Consider the following 18,936-nt stretch of genomic DNA (forward strand, 5'->3'; position numbering starts at 1 on the left):
CTGGTCGCGACTCTGGCGGCCAGCCTAAAGAGAATAGCGTGAGTTTTATCGCTTAATGCACTGCCGGCAGGGATAAGCCGAGAAAGTGAGCCAGGGTGCTGACCAGCAGATTATGATCCTCCAGCTGCGGCGAGCCGGAAATGCTGATGGTGCCGATGCAGCCGAGCCCGGCTAAATTAATCGGAAAGGCCCCGCCGTGCGCCGAGTAGTCGCGTACGCTGAGTCCATAGCGCTCTTCCAGCGTCGATTGGCGTTGCTGCAGACGCAGGCCGATAGCGTAAGAACTTTTGTGGAAGTGATTCACCACGTTGCGTTTACGTCGCACCCAGTCTGCAATATCAGGCGTGGTGCCGGGCATGGCATAATAAAACAGCGTCTGACCCGCAAGCTGGATTTCGATGGCGATGGACAGGCGGCCACGTTCTGCAGCGGATTTCAATGCCGATCCCAGTTCCCAGGCGGTATTATGGTCAAAGTGACTGAAGGTCAACGTCGCTTCCTGTTGGGTCAGCGCTTGCAAATCATCATCGATATTCATAGCTGTCGCTCCTCTCAAGGTGACTGACAGACTATCCTGAACCGGGCAGGTGGGATAGATACCTTGGAAATAACATAGAACTGCTAGTCTATTATTAATCCGAGTAATATGTTCCATGCCGGAATGGATGAGACAGGGATTGGTGCTCAAAATTTATTGCTTAATCACCCTGTAATTTCCGCGGAGCATAGCGAATATTTATGACTTACGTTGCGTCAATTCCCAATCTTTATAGCGACGCTTGCATCACCTACGCCACGCTGTCGGTCAGCTATGTTGCCCTCAGCAAGAATGCTCCTTTTTCATATCAGTCCGAAGGATGGAAACGCCTGCTTTTTGGCCTGCTGGCCGGGCTGGCGATACTGTTTCTGAATCAGGATCGGCTGGAGCTGATTGATAACGTCCATTACAGCTTCGTGATGATCCCAATGATATTGGTGACCTTCTTTGGCGGTGCGCTCAGTGGAATGGCGTGCTATCTGATGTTGTTGGTCGTGAGCGGCGGGTTTACCGTCGATAACCTGTTTATCGGCTCGATCATCATTCCCTTGTTGCTGTCGCGAGTCTGGTTGAAAAAGTCGAACCGGGTGTTCTATCTGACCCTGGGTCTGATTGCGTTATATCGCATCCTGGTGGTCTGTTTTTTGGTCGATATGCGCTCCCTGTGGCTGGATGCGTTGCTGTATCAGGCCATTTCCGCCCTGTGCCTGGCGATTTGCTATCACGCGCTGAACTTCAAAGAGCGGCATATTCACGCCTATTTTTCGATGCGTGATAAGGCCACCACCGACAGCCTGACTCATCTTGGTAACCGTGCCAGCGTCGACTATCGCCTGATGATGCAACATGCAGAGCGGCGTCCCTGCGGGTTGATGATCCTCGATCTGGATAATTTCAAGCGTATCAATGATACCTACGGTCATTTGGCCGGGGATCTGTTGCTGACCCAGATGGGACAGTTGTTGCAAAACAGCGTGCGTAGTGAAGATTTTGTCGGTCGCTATGGCGGTGAGGAGTTTATGGTGATCACCGCCAGCTATGATCCGAAGATTATCGGCAGGGTAGCGGAACGCATTCGTCGCAGCGTGGAGACAACGATATTTTTGCTCGATGAAGGCAACGAGACACAAATTACCGTTTCTATCGGAGCCTCACTGTATCTGCCCGGTATGGCGGTAGATAAAGCGATAGAGGTGACGGACGAAGCCCTGTATGAGGCCAAGCGTGGCGGGAAAAATCAGGTGGTCTGCAGCCGGCTGATGCCGTTTTCGCCTCTGGGGGCCGGCTTTCGGCAGCAATAACCCCTCCTGACGGACTCAGAAGGGGTTATTGGCTCAGGCGGCCAGCGTATGTTCGCGGAATGCGGTCAATAGCTCTTCGGTAAATTTCAGGCGCTTCTGGCGATCGGTCAGATCCAGCATAAATTTCAGCTTGCTCGGCCCATCCAGGCGATAGATCTGCGGATTGCTTTGCAACAGCCCAATTAAATAGCCTGGGTCGACCTTGTTTTTTTCGCCAAACTCAATGAACCCACCGCGTTCATTACCTTCGATGCGCTTGATGCCAAGTAACTGCGCATGTTGACGCAGCGCCGCGCTTTGCAGCAGGTTGCGCGCCGGATCCGGCAGCAGGCCAAAGCGGTCAATCAGTTCCACCTTCAACTCTTCGAGTTCATCGTCGTTTTTCGCGCTGGCTATGCGCTTATAGAACGACAGGCGAGTATTGACGTCCGGAATGTAATCGTCCGGCAGCAGGGCCGGCATGCGCAGCTCCACTTCGGTCTGGTTGCTGGTGAGATCTTCCAGAGAAGGCTCGCGTCCGTTTTTAAGTGCGTCCACTGCGCTTTCCAGCAGTTCCATATACAGCGAGAACCCCACGGTGGTCATCTGGCCGCTCTGGTCTTCACCGAGCAGTTCGCCTGCGCCGCGGATCTCCAGATCGTGGGTGGCCAGGGCAAAGCCGGCACCCAGGTCTTCCAGTGATGCTATGGCTTCCAGACGTTTATGGGCGTCGGTGCTCATGGCTTTCGGGGGCGGCGTCAGCAGATAGGCGTAGGCCTGATGGTGCGAACGCCCGACGCGGCCACGTAGCTGGTGCAGCTGCGCCAGCCCGAAGCGATCGGCACGCTCGATGATAATGGTATTGGCGCTGGGAATGTCGATGCCGGTTTCGATAATGGTGGTGCAGACCAGTACGTTAAAGCGCTGGTGATGGAAGTCATTCATCACCCGTTCCAGATCGCGTTCACGCATTTGGCCGTGGCCGATGGCAATACGCGCTTCCGGCACTAATTCCGCCAGTTTTGCTGCTGCTTTTTCGATGTTTTCAACGTCGTTATACAGGTAGTAAACCTGGCCGCCGCGCAGTACTTCACGCAGGATCGCCTCACGCACCACCAGGCTGTCGTACTCGCGTACAAAGGTTTTTACCGCCAGACGGCGGGCCGGTGGGGTGGCAATAATCGACAGGTCGCGCATGCCGCTCATGGCCATATTCAGGGTACGCGGGATCGGCGTGGCGGTCAGCGTCAGGATATCCACATCGGCACGCATCGCCTTGATGCGTTCTTTGTGGCGCACACCGAATCGGTGTTCTTCATCGACAATCAGCAGCCCCAGATCTTTCCAGCGCAGATCGCTCTGCAGCAGTTTGTGGGTGCCGATGATGATATCTACTTTGCCGTCGACGGCATCGTCCATCACCTGTTGCTGTTCCTTGGCACTGCGGAAGCGCGACATCATCTCAATGCGGATCGGCCAGGTGGCGAAGCGATCGCGGAAGTTGTCGAAATGCTGCTGTGCCAGCAGGGTGGTTGGCACCAGTACCGCAACCTGTTTGCCGTTCTCCACCGCCAGGAAGGCGGCGCGCATCGCCACTTCGGTTTTGCCGAAGCCGACGTCACCACACACCAGGCGGTCCATGGCCAGTGGCTGGCACATGTCGCTCAGCACGGCGTTAATCGCCTGCTCCTGGTCCGGGGTGGTCTCAAACGGGAAGGCCTGGCAGAACAGCTGATACTGTTCGCGGTCATGTTTAAAGGCAAAGCCGGTTTTGGCGGCGCGCTGGGCGTAAATATCCAGCAGTTCTGCCGCCACGTCGCGCACCCGCTCGGCGGCTTTTTGCCGCGCGCGCGACCAGGCATCACCGCCCAGTTTGTGCAGCGGCGCGTTTTCGTCCGCTCCGCCGGCGTAACGGCTGATCAGATGCAGCGACGAGACCGGCACGTAGAGTTTATCTTCACCGGCGTAGGACAGGATCAGGTATTCGGCCTTGATGCCACCGGCTTCCAGCGTAGTCAGACCAACGTAACGGCCAACGCCGTGTTCCAAATGCACCACCGGTTGGCCGGGGTGCAATTCTGCCAGATTGCGGATCAGAACATCGGTATTGATGGTGCGACGATTGTCTTGCCGACGGCGACTGACGCGTTCACCGAGCAGATCGCTTTCGCAAACCAAGGCCCGGTTGCGCATGCCGTCGAGGAAACCGCGTTCGGAGGCGCCGACCATCATGTAACGGCCTGCCGCCTCGGCCTGATCGAGATGCTGGATCAGTGAAGGACGGAGCTTGATGCGGCCGAGCAGATCCTGCAGCGTTTCGCGGCGTCCCTCACTTTCGACCGAGAAAATAATGCTGCCGTCGAAGCTTTCAATAAAGTGACGCAGGCTGTCCAGTGGCGCTTTCTGCTGGGCTTGTACCGCCAGATCCGGCAGTGTGCGGTAATCCAGATTGGTGTTACCGGCTTTGGCAGGCAGCTCTTCGGTTTTCAGCGCCATGCGCGGCCAGGCTTTCAGTTCACCAAACAGCGCATCAACCCGTAACCACAGGCTGTCCGGGGCCAACAGCGGCCGCATAGGATCGACGCGGCGACTCTCATAGCGTTGGTTGACGTCTTGCCAGAAGCGTTCGGCGGCGCTCTCCAGATTACCGGTATTGACGATTAGCGTGTTGTCCGGCAGATAACTGAACAACGAAGGCAGTGGTTGGCTGAAGAATAGCGGCTGCCAGTATTCGATACCGGCCGGCCAGGTGCCTTTGCTGACCTGCTGATAAATATGTTCGGCGTCGCGGCGCACCTCAAACTGCTCACGCCACTGGCTGCGGAACAGCTCGATGGCATTTTTGTCGGTTGGAAATTCATGGGCCGGCAACAGGTTGATAGCATCGACTTCGCTGAGCGTGCGCTGGTTGTCGACATCAAAGGTGCGAAGGCTGTCGATCTCGTCATCGAAGAAATCGATGCGGTAAGGTTCTTCGCTACCCATAGGGAACAGATCAAGCAGTGCACCGCGGGTGGCAAACTCGCCATGCTCCATCACCTGATCAACGCTGCGGTAGCCGGCCTGCTCCAGTTGAGCGCGCAGCTTGTCGCGCGACAGGCGCTGGCCTTTTTTCATCACCAGCGCGTGGCCGTGCAGGAATTCGTGCGGGCAAACGCGCTGCATCAGAGTATTGACCGGCAGAATGATCACACCGCGCACCATGGTCGGCAGATGGTACAGGCTCGACAGACGGGCGGAGATGATTTCCTGATGCGGCGAGAAGCTGTCGTAGGGCAGAGTTTCCCAGTCGGACAGCGTGGTGACCATTTGATCGGTAAATTGCTGAATTTCGTCGCGCAGACGCAGGGCATTTTGCATGTCCGGGGCGATCAGCATCACCGGCCCGTTGTGACGTTCGACAATCTCGGCGCATTCCACGGCACAGGCCGAGCCGGTCAGTTGCCCCAACTGGCGCAAATCGCCCGCACGCTCAGGCAGGGAATAACGGGAGGATGAAGAAGAAGCAGAACGGTTACGGTTATCGGAGATGCTCATGAAGGTATCTTTAATCAATGTGTTAAATTTCGCCCTGGCACAAATCACGCTGCGCCTTTACCCGCTAATACTAGCCCACTGGGCAGTAAACTGACACAGGTAAAAGCGCGATGCGGCGGTCTATTGGCGTATGTTTAACCACCTGATGGCGTTATTCTTGCGCCGCCATGGCGAGATAGTCGGCGATTTTATCGACGTCAACGTTGCCACCGCTGACGATCACCCCGACCTTTTTGCCGCGCAAATCGAGCAGCGAATTCATCGCCGCCGCTGCGGCCAGGCAACCGGTCGGTTCGACCACCATTTTCATTCGCTCCATAAAGAAGCGCATTTGCCGACACAGCTGTTGGTCGCTGACCGTCAGGATATCCTCGACGTACTGCTGAATGATCGGGAAGGTCAACGCACCCACCTGCTGAGTCTGTGCGCCGTCGGCGATGGTCTTGGGGACCGGGATCTGTACCGGATGACCGCTGCGGAATGCCTGCTGCACGTCGTTGCCCGCCTGTGGCTCCACGCCGAACACCCTACAGTCCGGCGACCAGTGGTGCGCTGCGACCGCGCTGCCGGCCAGCAAGCCACCGCCGCCGGTGCAGACCAGCAACACATCCAAAGGACCGACTTCCTCAATCAGTTCTTTGGTGGCCGTGCCCTGACCGGCGATCACCTGCGGGTAATCATAGGGAGGGATTATGGTCAGGCCCTGTTCGGCCGCCAGTCGCTGAGTAATGGCGGCGCGGTCTTCGCTGTGGCGCTGATAAATCACCACCTTGGCGCCGTAACCGCGCGTTGCCGCCAGTTTGGCCGCAGGGGCGTCGTGCGGCATCACTATGGTTACGCTAACCCCTAATTCCCGGGCTGCTAACGCCATGGCCTGCGCGTGGTTGCCGGAGGAGAAGGCAATCACCCCTGCCTTGCGCTGTGCATCACTCAATTGAGCAATCGAATTGTATGCGCCGCGAAACTTGAAGGCGCCGACGCGCTGGAAATTCTCGCATTTAAAGAAAAGTTGCGCGCCGGTGAGGTGATCGGCCTGCTGCGAGGTCATGACCGGCGTGCGGATGGCATGTCCGGCCAGGATTTCTGCGGCAGTAGAGATATCGGCGGCGGTGATACAGTGGGGCGTTGAACTCATGGCGACCTCGCGCTGGTGAAAGGTTGATTGATTACCCGGAAATTTTAATTTACTCTTTGTTAAGTTATTGTCAAATGGTTAAGTTAATGAGCGATCTCAGACAGGAAAATGCGCTGTTACTGCGCGAAGCGGAAAAAATTGTCCAGGCGCTGGGCGTGATGTTTGCCCCCAGTTGTGAAGTGGTGCTGCACGATCTGACCCAGCCGGAGAATGCTATCGTCGCCATCGCCAATAATCTGTCTAACCGCAACATTGGTGACGCCGCCAGCGAAATGGGGCTGGAACGTATTGCCTCGCCGGATTTTCCAGACGTAGTGCAAAACTATGCCAATGCCTTCCCGGACGGCCGACCGGCCAAGAGCACTTCAATAGGTCTGCGCAACAGTCAGGGCGTTTTTGTGGCAGCGATTTGTCTTAATCTGGACGTTTCGATTTTCAACAGTGCCACCGCTATTTTGCAGCAGTTAACCGCAGTGGTGCAGAGCACGCCGCAGCCGGTTGCCGAAGGTGTGCGCTCGCTGTCGGACATCGCCTCGGTGATCAACAACTTTGCGGCTTCGCATGCCACCGCTCCGCGTGCGCTCTCTTCCGAGCAACGTTTTCAGGCGCTCCAACTGTTAAAGCAGCAGGGCTATCTGCAACTGCGCGGGGCAGCCACCATGGCGGCGGAAGCCTTGGGTATTTCGCGGGTGTCGGTTTACAACCTGTTAAAGCGTGACGCCGGGTGACGTGCTGCCGTTAGCGCGATCGGCGGAATAAAAGGCGTCAGGGTGGTTCCCTAAACGGGGTATAGCCTTTATTATCCTTGATCACTTTCGCTTAAGCTACGGCAACAAAACGGATTTCATGTATCAACCTGTCGCGTTATTCATTGGCCTGCGCTACATGCGCGGGCGAGCTTCAGACCGCTTCGGGCGGTTTGTGTCCTGGCTTTCCACCATCGGCATTACGCTGGGGGTGATGGCGTTGGTTACCGTCTTGTCGGTGATGAACGGTTTTGAAAAGGATCTGGAGAACAACATCCTCGGCCTGATGCCGCAGGCGTTGATTACCAGTCCCCAGGGGTCAGTCAATCCTCAACAGATCCCGGCATCGGCGGTGCAGAGCCTGCAGGGCGTCAGCCGCGTGGCGCCCTTGACTACCGGCGATGTGGTGCTGCAAAGCGCCCGCAGCGTGGCGGTGGGGGTGATGCTGGGGGTGAACCCGGACGAAGCCGATCCGCTGACGCCGTTTTTGGTGAACGTCAAACAGCAACAGCTGCAGCCGGGCCAATACAACATCATCATCGGCGAACAGTTAGCCGGGCAACTTGGCGTTAAACGTGGCGATCCGCTGCGGGTGATGGTGCCGAGCGCCAGCCAGTTCACGCCGATGGGCCGCATTCCGATCCAGCGTCTGTTTACCGTGGTTGGCACCTTCCACGCCAATAGTGAAGTAGACGGTACCCAGATGCTGGTCAATCAGCAGGACGCTTCGCGCCTGTTGCGCTATCCGGCCGGTAATATCACCGGTTGGCGCCTGTTCCTGCAGCAGCCGCTGACGGTGGATACCCTCAGCCAACAGAAATTGCCGCAGGGTACCGAATGGAAAGACTGGCGCGAACGCAAGGGCGAGCTGTTCCAGGCGGTGCGTATGGAGAAGAACATGATGGGGCTGTTGCTTAGCCTGATCGTGGCGGTGGCGGCATTTAACATTATTACTTCCCTTGGCCTGCTGGTAATGGAAAAGCAGGGCGAAGTGGCTATTTTGCAGACCCAGGGCCTGACGCGTCGACAGGTGATGTCGGTGTTTATGGTACAGGGTGCCAGCGCCGGTATTATCGGTTCGCTGCTCGGCACGCTGCTCGGGGTGTTACTGGCCAGCAATCTTAATAACCTGATGCCGATCCTCGGCGCATTGATTGACGGCGCATCGCTGCCGGTGGCGGTGGATCCGCTGCAGGTGACGGTCATTGCCGTAGCGGCGATGGCGGTTTCCCTGTTGTCCACGCTTTACCCTTCATGGCGCGCTGCCGCCGTACAACCCGCTGAGGCTTTACGTTATGAGTAACCATCTTTTGTTGCAGTGCGACAACCTGTGCAAGACTTATCAGGAAGGCAACCTGCATACCGACGTACTGCGTAATGTCAGTTTTGCCATGCAGCCGGGCGAGATGATGGCGATTGTCGGCAGCTCTGGCTCCGGTAAAAGTACTCTGCTGCACCTGTTGGGCGGGCTGGATTCACCGACCTCAGGCGAGGTTGTCTACAAGGGGCAGTCGCTGAATACGTTGTCCTCGGCGGCCAAGGCCGAACTGCGCAACCGCCAGCTTGGTTTTATCTACCAGTTCCACCACCTGTTGCCGGACTTTACCGCCCTGGAGAACGCCGCCATGCCACTGTTGATTGGCGGCATGAAACCGGCGCAGGCGCAGGAAAAGGCGCTGGAAATGCTGACCGCGGTCGGGCTGGAAAAACGCAGCAAGCACCGGCCTTCAGAGCTGTCTGGCGGTGAACGTCAGCGCGTGGCGATTGCCCGCGCACTGGTCAATAATCCGTCGTTGGTATTGGCGGATGAGCCCACCGGCAACCTGGATAAACGCACCGCCGACAGCATCTTTGATCTGCTCGGTGAACTGAACGTGCGCCAGGGCACCGCGTTCCTGGTGGTGACCCATGACCTGCAATTGGCCAAGCGCCTCAGTCGCCAGCTGGAAATGGCTGACGGCCATCTGCAGGCCCAGTTGACCCTGTTGGGGGCTGAGTAATGGCAGGCGCGTCACTTTCCTTTCTGACGGCCCTGCGTTTCAGCCGTGGACGCAAGCGTGGCGGTATGGTGTCACTGATTTCGGTGATTTCAACTATCGGTATTGCGCTGGGCGTGGCGGTGCTGATCGTCGGCCTGAGTGCCATGAACGGTTTTGAGCGCGAACTGAAAAACCGCATTCTGGCGGTGGTGCCGCACGGTGAAATCGAACCGGTGAAACAGCCGTTCAAAGACTGGTCGTCGATTCTGCAACGGGTGGAGAAGGTGCCGGGCATCCTCGCCGCCGCCCCCTATATCAACTTTACCGGCCTGATGGAAAATGGCGCGCAGCTGCGTGCGGTCGGTGTCAAAGGCGTTGATCCTCAGCAGGAAAACCAGCTCAGTGCGCTGCCGAAATACGTGCAGGGCGATGCCTGGGCCAATTTCAAAAGCGGTGAGCAACAGGTGATCCTCGGCAAGGGGGTTGCGGATGCATTGGGCGTCAAGCAGGGCAGTTATGTGACGGTGATGATCCCCAACAGCGATCCGCAAATGAAGCTGTTGCAACCCAAACGCATTCGTCTGCACGTGACCGGAATTTTGCAGCTCAGCGGGCAGCTCGATCACAGCCTGGCGATGGTGCCGTTGGCCGATGCCCAGCAGTATCTGGATATGGGCGACAGCGTGACCGGTATAGCCATCAAGGTGAACGACGTGTTTGCCGCCAACAAACTGGTGCGTGACGCCGGTGAAGTCACCAACTCCTACGTTTACATCAAGAGCTGGATTGGCACCTACGGCTATATGTACCGCGATATCCAGATGATCCGCGCCATCATGTATCTGGCGATGGTGCTGGTGATCGGCGTTGCCTGCTTTAATATCGTTTCTACGCTGGTGATGGCGGTGAAGGACAAGAGCGGCGATATCGCCGTGCTGCGCACCCTGGGTGCCAAAGACGGGTTTATCCGCGCCATATTTATTTGGTACGGCCTGTTGGCCGGGCTGGTGGGCAGCGTCAGTGGCGTGGTGGTCGGGGTGATCGCCTCGCTGCAGCTGACCAATATCATCAAAGGGTTGGAAAAACTGATGGGGCACTCATTCCTGTCGGGAGATATTTACTTCATCGACTTCCTGCCTTCCGAGCTGCACTGGCTGGACGTGGTGATTGTATTGGTGACCGCGCTGGTACTCAGCCTATTGGCTAGCTGGTATCCGGCCAGGCGTGCCAGCCGTATCGATCCGGCACGAGTGTTGAGCGGACAATAATCAAAATCAGGGGAGGCAGAGATGCCGCCCCATTTTTTTAGCCTGAGGGTGGGTTATGTACTACGGTTTCGATATGGGCGGCACCAAGATTGAGCTGGGCGTATTCGACGCAGACCTGCAGCGCATTTGGCAAAAAAGAGTGCCAACGCCGCGTGAAGATTATCAGCAACTGCTGGCGACGTTGCGCGACCTGACCTTTGAAGCGGATGCGTTCTGCGGCCAGAAGGGCATGGTCGGCATCGGCATTCCGGGTCTGCCCAACGATGACGACGGCACGGTGTTCACCGCCAACGTGCCGGCGGCGATGGGGCAGAAGCTGCCGCATGACCTGGCCGAGCTGATTGGCCGCGAAGTACGCATTGATAATGACGCCAACTGCTTTGCACTGTCGGAAGCCTGGGACGAAGAGTTCCGTCACTATCCGACGGTGTTGGGCATCATTCTCGGGACCGGGGTTGGCGGCGGGTTAATCGTCGATGGCAAGGTGGTCTCCGGGCGTAATTATATCGCCGGTGAATTCGGCCACTTCCGCCTGCCGGTAGATGCCCTTGAGGTGCTGGGGAGTGATATTCCTCGCGTTCCTTGTGGTTGCGGTCATCAGGGTTGCATCGAAAATTACATTTCCGGCCGCGGTTTTGAGTGGATGTATGCCCACTTTTACCAGCAGCACTTGCCTGCGCAGCAGATCATTGCGCATTATCAGTCGGGTGAGCCGCAGGCCGTGGCTCACGTCGAACGTTTTATGGACGTGCTGGCGATATGTCTGGGTAATCTGCTGACCATCATCGACCCTCATCTGGTGGTGATTGGCGGCGGTTTATCGAATTTTGAAGCGATCTACCAGGAATTACCGCAGCGTTTGCCGGCGCATCTGTTGCGGGTGGCCAAGTTGCCACGGATTGAAAAGGCGCGCTACGGCGATGCCGGTGGGGTGCGCGGAGCTGCGTTCCTCAATTTGGACAACAGGGAAAAGTAAGGAGAGAGTTAATGCACACTCGCCATCGGCTGTGTCAGTTTCGCAAGAGTAAGCATGTGCTGCATCAGCGCTTTCGTTCGCGGATATTTCATCGCGACACCATGGCGGCCGCCGAGCTGAAAAAGCCGTTTGTCGTGGTGTTGACCGGGGCTGGGATCTCGGCCGAGTCGGGTATTCGCACCTTCCGCGCTGCCGACGGGCTGTGGGAAGAGCACCGGGTAGAAGACGTTGCTACGCCGGAGGGTTACCAGCGCGATCCGCAGCTGGTTCAGACGTTTTACAATGAGCGTCGCCGCCAGCTGCAGTCGCCGGAGATTGCGCCTAATGCCGCACACCGTGCCCTGGCAGATCTCGAAGCCTGGCTGGGGGATAACTTCCTGCTGGTGACGCAGAATATCGATAATCTGCACGAACGTGCCGGTAGCACCCGAGTGTTGCATATGCACGGCGAACTGCTGAAAGTGCGCTGCACCAGTTCCGGGCAGGTATTTGACTGGCCGGAAGATCTCAGCGTCGACGATCGCTGCCATTGCTGCCAGTTCCCGGCGCCGTTGCGGCCACACATAGTATGGTTCGGCGAAATGCCGCTGGGCATGGATGAAATTTATCAGGCGCTGGCCAAGGCCGACTTTTTCGTGGCTATCGGCACCTCAGGCCACGTTTACCCGGCCGCCGGTTTTGTGCATGAGGCCCGGTTGGGCGGGGCGCATACCATGGAGCTGAATCTGGAACCCAGCCAGGTGGAGAGCCAGTTTGATGAAAAACACTATGGCCAGGCCAGTGCAGTGGTGCCACGGTTTGTGCATAAATTTCTGGTCGGCAAGGTAGCACGAGCGGACCAGCCATAAGTTTGGCCCCAGGGGGCAAGTTTTTGCCCCCTGGGGTTACACCCGCCGCTCCACGGGCTGGCCATCCAGAAAGTACCCACCTTCTTTCGTCATAATAGCGCCAACGGGGTGACGGTGAACTTCAAACAGGTATTCAGCCAGGCGGATCTGAGTAAAACGGATCTGGCTATTCTCAACTGTATTCTCGATAACCCCGATGCCTGCATCGACGAGGGCATTCGTGCGCTTTCCGCCCGTTGTTATAGCTCGCCGTCAACGGTGGTGCGGCTGGCCAAAAAACTGGGATTTCGCGGCTATCTGGAGCTGGTGTATTTTATCAAATTCAACCTGGCCATGGCGCCAGCCTATCTGGCTGAAAAATCGGCACCCGTGGCGGTTAGCGTGCAGCAGCAGGCGCAGTTCCTCGATCTGCTCGATGAGGGGAAAATTCTGATCCACGGTAGCGGTTTCTCGCAGCTGGTGGCGCAGTACATGTACAACAAGTTTATGACTCTGGGCATCGACAGCTATCTGTCGCTGTGGCCTGACTTCGATATTCTCGATCGGGAGACGCGTTTTCGTTTCAATATGGTGATCGTGATTTCAAAATCGGGCAATAGTGGTTCGGCATTGAACTGGAGCGAGGCGGTGAAGCGTAACGATATCCGGCTGGCGGCGTTTTGTGGCGACGGTGACAGCCCGCTGGCGCAGCAGGCCGATATGAGTTTTATCTATGAAGATCGGCAGAAGTATGACCACGATATCTATTACCCCAACCCGTTCTTTGGTCACTGTCTGCTGGGGTTTGAAAACCTGATCAAGGCCTGGTTTGAACGGCGCAGCCGCTGAGGCCGCGCCGCCGGGATTAACGCCAGTGTTCGGCATATTGCCGATGGGCCTGCAGATACTCCTCCACCAGCGTTTTTGCCAGCGAGTAAGAATTCACTAGCGGGTGCACCATCAAGGCTTTGATGGCTTTTTTACGGTTACCTTCCAAAATAGCCTCTACTGCCAACCGTTCGTACTCTTTCACCCGAGCGATCAGGTTTTTTTGCGTATCGGGAATATCGCGCATTTTCACCGGGTGAATGCCCGCACTGCTCAGTTCACAGCTGATTTCGATCACGTCCTCAGGATGCAGGAAGTCCAGCGTGTCGTTGTTTTGCATCGACACCACCACGCGTTTTTGTTGGCCGCTGTTCACCGCCTCCAGAATATCGATCGCCACCCCGGCGTAGCCACCGCTGTCCGGTTGTTCGATAAACTGTTGCAGCGTCAGCATGGTGCGCTCTTTCACCTTGCCCTGGTTGGACTCGCGCTGCATATACGAGTTTTCGCGCGTCAGATAATGGCTGAAGTAGAGGCTGAAGGCCTGATCCAGCTGGTTCGGGATGTCCAGCTCGGCCAGGTCTGCCAGCATCTGCCGGTTGATCTGCGCAATTTGCTCGCCGCGGGTTTCTCCGGCGCTGACGATAGCGGCGATCGCTTGCTCGCGATAGTAGTAGTAATACAGATACTCGTTGAGCATCAGGTTATCGGAGAGTTCGACCAGCTCTGGTGAGAAGTATTTCATGCAGGTGTCGCGGTACAGGCGCGGGTCCGCCAGCAGCCGTTCGGTTACCGGCTCGCCGTTGACCCTGGCATTGCGGAACCAGGACAGGTGGTTCAGGCCAAAGCAGTCGATACTCAATTCACTCTCGCGGCAACCCAACAGCTCGGCCAGTTCGCGGATAAACTCGCTGGGCGCATCGCAGATACCGTACACCTGGCGTTTAAAGCCTGACTTGATGATAGCTTCGGTCACCATGCCGGAAGGGTTAGTGAAGTTGAATAGCACTGCGTCGGGTGACGACAGCTGTTCGATCAGTCGGCAGTAATCGATAATCGCCGGGATTGAACGCATTGCCATGGCGAAGCCGCCGGCACCGGTGGTTTCCTGCCCCAGAACCTGATGGTTGAGCGCGATGCGTTCATCATCAATACGCCCCTCTTCGCCGCCGATACGCAGGGTGGTGATGATATAGTCTGCACCGCTCAATGCCTGATGCGCATCGCTGGTCAGGCTGAAGGCGATATCGCTGCGAATACGCTGGAATACCCCCTGAGCGATGGCACCGTAGATGGCCAGTTTATGTTGATCGGTGTCCATAAACACCACTTCAGTGACGCCGATACGGTGGGCGTTGTAGGCGATAGATTTGGCCAGGAACGGCGAACGCACGCCGCCGCCGCCCAGAACGGTTAATTTCATTTAATATCTCCCAAATTAATAAATGTCAGAGTGCTGCTAAATACTTTTCGACCTGGTTTTTGACCTTGCCAACGGTGACACCATAAATAACCTGAACCTCACGCCTATTTTTCACCACGCCTTTGGCACCGGTACTTTTTAATGCCGCTTCATCTACCAGTTGCATGTCTTTTAATTCAACCCTGAGCCGGGTGAAACAGTTGTCGACGGAAATAATGTTGTCTTTACCGCCAAGCGCGCGAATAATTATTCCACTCAATTCATTAGGCGTGCTTTTACTATTTTGATACTCCTGTTTTGAATAAAGTTTGACCTCGTCGTCATCCTCGCGGCCCGGCGTTTTCAAATTAAGCTTCAGCACCAGCGTTTTGAATACCAGGTAATAGACGGCGAACTGAATCAGGCCAATCACGACATATAGCGGCCAGCGAGTGAGGGCCACCGGCAACGGCAGGTTATACACCAGGAACTCAATCAGACCGCTGGCTCCCCAGGGCCGCACTTCGAACAGATTGCAGGCAACCTGCGACAGCGCAGTCAGCACCGCATGGATCACCCACAGCAGCGGCGAAATAAACAGGAAGGTGAACTCGATCGGTTCGGTGATGCCCACCAGAATCGAGGTGGTGATGGCCGGGATCAGGATCGCCTTGGCCAGCATTTTCTTTTCCGGTTTGGCGGTGTGGTAAAAGGCCAGCGCTGCGCCTGACAGGCCAAAGATGGTCACCATACCCTGCTGCGAGAAACGCAGTGCTTCATTCATCAGCGGCGAAATACTCGGGTCGCGCATATAGGCCAGGAAAATCGCCTGTGAGCCAGAAACGGTGTGGCCATCCTGCACGATCGAACCGCCGATGCTGGTGAGCTGGAATGGGGACCAGATAAAGTGATGCAGCCCGGTGGGAATAAGGAATTTCTCGAAGAAACCGTAAACGAATACGCCAAGCGAACCGGAGCTTTTCATAAAGCCGGTCAGCGAGATCAGACCGTGCGAGATAGCCGGCCACAGATAGCTGAAGGCGATGGCATACAGCACAATCACCGGCGTCATGGCGATCAGTACCAGTTTGGAGCCGCCATAAACCGATAACACGCCGTTCAGTTCGACGTTACACAGACGGTTATGTACCCAGGCGATAGTGATGCCGAGGATAAGACCGAGAAATATGCCCATATCCACCACGGTGAAACCCAGCAGTTCGGTTTGCCCGGTGCCGTAAAATTCGCCGTTGATTTTTTGCGCTACGTGGCCACTAAGCTGCAGATAAGACGAGTTGGCGCCGAGGAACATGATAAAGCACATTACCGCCACCAATGCGGCCTCGCTCTTTTTATCCCTGGCTAGTCCATAGGTAATACCGATACAGAATATTAACCCGAGATTACCAAATAATGGCCAGAAGGTATCGCCGAGCATTTTCCCTACATGGAAAATCCCGGAATTTTCATTTACCAGTGTGGCGTTGGTAAGAATAGAACTTAATGCCAGGATTAAACCAATAACCGGCAAGAAGAATATCGGCCCCATCATGGCTTTGGAAAAAAGCTGCAGCTTGCTTAAGATATTATCGATAATACCTTTCATGTCAGTTCCTTTTTTATATTTTAATGGATAACGACGTTGACGATAAAGCTCCCTGGGATGGCGAAAGATAAAGGGGCAAACTCTGCCTTGGCTAAGTTATAGGAGGAAAGATCCGGTGATGCAATTAGTCAGCGGAAATAGGTACTGGTGGTCAGTGGCTGACAACCGGTACCCGTCGTGAAGAGGATCACACAACAGAAGCCGTGGCTGGCGATAACTTCGGCTGCAGCGGCCGGTCAATGAAGGAAATCATCACAAGGTTTAATGATTTCCGTTAAATCTGGCTAAAAATGACCTGTCGCAATATTTGATCCTGATCGGTTCCGCATAATGAAACGCGATATTCTGAGGGCGGATACCATGGATAAACTACTAGATCGTTTTTTTAACTACGTCTCATTCGACACGCAATCCAAAGCGAACGTCAAACATGTGCCGAGTACCGACGGGCAAATGAAGCTGGCGCGCGCGTTGCAGCAAGAAATGATTGAACTGGGGTTTGAACGGGTGTCGCTCAGCGAGCATGGCTGCGTGATGGGCACTTTACCGGGCAACGTTGCCTGGTCCGTACCGGCCATCGGTTTTATTTCTCATCTGGATACCTCGCCGGATTTTACCGGCAAACACGTTAACCCGCAGATCGTCGAAAGTTACCGCGGTGGCGATATTGCATTGGGCATTGGCGATGAGGTGTTATCGCCGGTGATGTTCCCGATCCTGCACCAGATGCTGGGGCAGACGTTGATCACTACCGACGGCAAAACGCTGCTCGGTGCCGATGACAAGGCAGGCATTGCCGAAATTCTGACCGCCATGGTGCGGTTGCAGCAATGCAATATCCCCCACGGCGATATTCGCGTGGCTTTTACGCCGGACGAAGAAGTGGGCAAGGGCGCACGATTTTTTGACGTTGCACAATTCAACGCCGAGTGGGCTTATACCGTAGATGGCGGTGGTGTCGGTGAATTGGAATGCGAGAATTTCAATGCGGCGTCGGTGACGGTGAAAATTGTCGGCAATAATGTTCACCCTGGGAGCGCTAAAGGGGTGATGGTGAATGCCCTGTCACTGGCAACCCGCATTCAGCAGGCGCTACCGGCGGATGAAACGCCGGAAACCACCGCCGATTATCAGGGGTTTTATCATCTCAGCAGCCTCAAGGGCAGCGTTGAGCGCGCCGAAATGCACTATATTCTGCGTGATTTCGAGCGTGAGGGTTTTGAGGCCCGCAAGCGCCGGATGTTTGAGGTAGCCAAGCAGGTGGGCAAAGGTCTGCCGCGGGATTGTTATATCGAAGTGACGATAGAAGACAGCTACTACAACATGCGCGAACAGGTGGCAGAGCATCCCCATGTGATTGCGTTGGCGCAACAGGCCATGCGCGATTGCGATATTGAACCTGTGATGAAGCCGATTCGCGGCGGCACTGACGGCGCTCAGTTATCGTTTCGCGGTCTGCCTTGTCCGAATCTGTTTACCGGCGGTTATAACTATCATTGCAAGCATGAGTTTGTTTCCCTTGAAGGGATGGAGCAAGCAGTGGCCGTGATTATGCGCATCGCTGCGCTGACGGCAGAACGCGCCAAATAGCCCCGATTGCGATTATTATAATTGCTTGCCGTAACAATGATTTGCTCCTAGTGTAGAACATATTTTCCGCACCAGGAGCCGTATCATGAGCACTGAACACCGTATCGATCGCCAATGTCTTGAGCAGTTTGTGCAGGCGATTTGGCGCCATGCCGGCAGTACCGAGCGAGAGGCCGGGCTAGTGGCCGAACATCTGGTTCAGGCCAATCTGGCCGGCCACGACTCCCACGGCGTCGGCATGATCCCGAGCTATATGGCATCGCTGGCGCAGGGGCATTTACAGCTTAACGTTCATGCCCTGGTGGTACGCGACGCCGGTGCGGTCCTGACGATCGACGGTGGTCAGGGTTTCGGCCAGGTGGTCGCCAGTGAGGCGATGGATAAAGGCATCGAACGAGCCAGGCAACTGGGGCTGGCGGCGGTGGCATTAAACAATTCGCATCACATCGGCCGTATTGGCCACTGGGCTGAACAGTGTGCACGCGCCGGTTTTATCTCTATTCACTTCGTCAATGTCGTGGGCGACCCTATGGTGGCACCCTTTGGCGGCAGCGATCGTCGCTTTGGTACTAACCCCTTCTGCGTTATTTTCCCCCGTCCCGGTAAAAAGCCGCTGCTGCTGGATTTCGCTACTAGCGGCATCGCTTTTGGTAAAACCCGCGTGGCCTACAACAAAGGTCTCACCGTCGCGCCGGGCTATCTGATTGACCAGCATGGACAACCCACAGACGAACCCAAGGTGATGCACGAGCAGCCGTTTGGTTCGCTGCTGCCCTTTGGTGCGCATAAAGGTTATGCGCTGGCCGCCCTGTGCGAGATCCTCGGCGGTGCACTGTCGGGCGGGCGAACTACCCATAGTGCTACGCTGAAATCCAACAGCGACGCCATTTTCAACTGTATGACCACCATTATCCTCAACCCTGAGGCCTTTGCGGCACCAGAGATGCAAAGCGAGGCTGAGGCGTTTATTGACTGGGTGAAAGCCTCACCGCCAAGTGACGGTCGGCCGATTGAGGTGCCGGGGGAGTGGGAAGAGGCGAATCGCGAGCAACGCTTGCAACAGGGGATCCCGATAGATGCCAATACCTGGCAGCAGATTTGTGCGGCAGCCAGACAGGCGGGCATGCCGGACGAGGAGCTTGATGCTTACCTGACGCAGGCGCTGCGAGCATAAAAAAAAGCCACTCGCCTGGGGGCGGGTGGCCTTATCAGAATGACTTCAGC

The 18,936-nt window shown here is 56.1% G+C and carries 15 protein-coding genes; 10 read left to right on the forward strand and 5 right to left on the reverse strand.

The window, feature by feature from the left end:
- Positions 1–52 precede the first annotated feature (52 nt).
- Positions 53–538 (reverse strand): heme-degrading domain-containing protein, encoded by a 486-nt coding sequence (locus SERS4_RS0110815; RefSeq protein WP_017892491.1) that lies wholly within the window; start codon positions 536–538, stop codon positions 53–55.
- A 200-nt stretch (positions 539–738) separates the two neighbouring features.
- Between SERS4_RS0110815 and SERS4_RS0110820 the strand changes: the two genes are divergently transcribed.
- A complete protein-coding gene (locus SERS4_RS0110820) occupies positions 739–1,839 on the forward strand; it encodes a GGDEF domain-containing protein (RefSeq protein ID WP_017892492.1) in 1,101 nt (366 codons plus the stop codon).
- 33 nt (positions 1,840–1,872) lie between these two features.
- Here the strand turns inward: SERS4_RS0110820 and mfd are convergent, their stop codons facing one another.
- Both mfd and SERS4_RS0110830 read right to left on the reverse strand, forming a co-directional pair.
- Positions 1,873–5,355, reverse strand: coding sequence for a transcription-repair coupling factor (gene mfd / locus SERS4_RS0110825; protein ID WP_026142319.1), 3,483 nt, complete (start codon positions 5,353–5,355; stop codon positions 1,873–1,875).
- A 151-nt stretch (positions 5,356–5,506) separates the two neighbouring features.
- Positions 5,507–6,490: a threo-3-hydroxy-L-aspartate ammonia-lyase gene (locus tag SERS4_RS0110830; RefSeq protein ID WP_017892494.1), complete on the reverse strand. Its 984-nt coding sequence runs from the start codon at positions 6,488–6,490 to the stop codon at positions 5,507–5,509.
- A gap of 86 nt (positions 6,491–6,576) precedes the next feature.
- On the opposite strand from SERS4_RS0110830, the gene SERS4_RS0110835 reads away from it, so the two are divergent.
- From SERS4_RS0110835 to SERS4_RS0110865, 7 genes are all read left to right on the forward strand, one after another.
- A complete protein-coding gene (locus SERS4_RS0110835) occupies positions 6,577–7,218 on the forward strand; it encodes a transcriptional regulator (RefSeq protein WP_026142320.1) in 642 nt (213 codons plus the stop codon).
- A 118-nt stretch (positions 7,219–7,336) separates the two neighbouring features.
- Positions 7,337–8,539: a lipoprotein-releasing ABC transporter permease subunit LolC gene (lolC, locus tag SERS4_RS0110840; RefSeq protein ID WP_012006425.1), complete on the forward strand. Its 1,203-nt coding sequence runs from the start codon at positions 7,337–7,339 to the stop codon at positions 8,537–8,539.
- Positions 8,532–9,236, forward strand: a complete 705-nt coding sequence (gene lolD / locus SERS4_RS0110845; protein ID WP_012006426.1) for a lipoprotein-releasing ABC transporter ATP-binding protein LolD — start codon at positions 8,532–8,534, stop codon at positions 9,234–9,236. Before lolC ends, lolD begins: the two co-directional genes overlap by 8 nt.
- Entirely contained in the window at positions 9,236–10,483 is a 1,248-nt protein-coding gene (lolE, locus tag SERS4_RS0110850) for a lipoprotein-releasing ABC transporter permease subunit LolE (RefSeq protein WP_012006427.1), read from the forward strand. Before lolD ends, lolE begins: the two co-directional genes overlap by 1 nt.
- Positions 10,484–10,538: 55 nt before the next feature.
- Positions 10,539–11,459, forward strand: a complete 921-nt coding sequence (nagK, locus tag SERS4_RS0110855) for an N-acetylglucosamine kinase (protein ID WP_017892495.1) — start codon at positions 10,539–10,541, stop codon at positions 11,457–11,459.
- A gap of 11 nt (positions 11,460–11,470) precedes the next feature.
- Positions 11,471–12,307 carry a Sir2 family NAD+-dependent deacetylase gene (gene cobB / locus SERS4_RS0110860; RefSeq protein WP_012006429.1) on the forward strand — a complete coding sequence of 279 codons (837 nt, stop codon included), beginning with the start codon at positions 11,471–11,473 and terminating at the stop codon, positions 12,305–12,307.
- Between the two features lie 114 nt (positions 12,308–12,421).
- Positions 12,422–13,135, forward strand: coding sequence for a MurR/RpiR family transcriptional regulator (locus SERS4_RS0110865; RefSeq protein WP_017892496.1), 714 nt, complete (start codon positions 12,422–12,424; stop codon positions 13,133–13,135).
- 16 nt (positions 13,136–13,151) lie between these two features.
- Here SERS4_RS0110865 and SERS4_RS0110870 read toward each other — a convergent pair whose 3' ends face one another.
- The gene (locus SERS4_RS0110870) at positions 13,152–14,537 is read right to left on the reverse strand and encodes a glycoside hydrolase (RefSeq protein ID WP_012006431.1); all 1,386 of its coding nucleotides are present in this window, start codon (positions 14,535–14,537) and stop codon (positions 13,152–13,154) included.
- 25 nt (positions 14,538–14,562) lie between these two features.
- Complete coding sequence (locus SERS4_RS0110875) at positions 14,563–16,122, reverse strand: PTS transporter subunit EIIC (RefSeq protein ID WP_017892497.1); 1,560 nt, start codon at positions 16,120–16,122, stop codon at positions 14,563–14,565.
- A 360-nt stretch (positions 16,123–16,482) separates the two neighbouring features.
- Between SERS4_RS0110875 and pepT the strand changes: the two genes are divergently transcribed.
- Both pepT and SERS4_RS0110885 read left to right on the forward strand, forming a co-directional pair.
- Positions 16,483–17,712, forward strand: a complete 1,230-nt coding sequence (pepT, locus tag SERS4_RS0110880; RefSeq protein WP_026142321.1) for a peptidase T — start codon at positions 16,483–16,485, stop codon at positions 17,710–17,712.
- Between the two features lie 85 nt (positions 17,713–17,797).
- Positions 17,798–18,886, forward strand: a complete 1,089-nt coding sequence (locus tag SERS4_RS0110885) for a malate/lactate/ureidoglycolate dehydrogenase (protein WP_017892499.1) — start codon at positions 17,798–17,800, stop codon at positions 18,884–18,886.
- Positions 18,887–18,936: the final 50 nt, after the last annotated feature.

The organism is Serratia sp. S4 (assembly GCF_000347995.1).
Classification (GTDB): Bacteria; Pseudomonadota; Gammaproteobacteria; order Enterobacterales; family Enterobacteriaceae; genus Serratia; species Serratia quinivorans.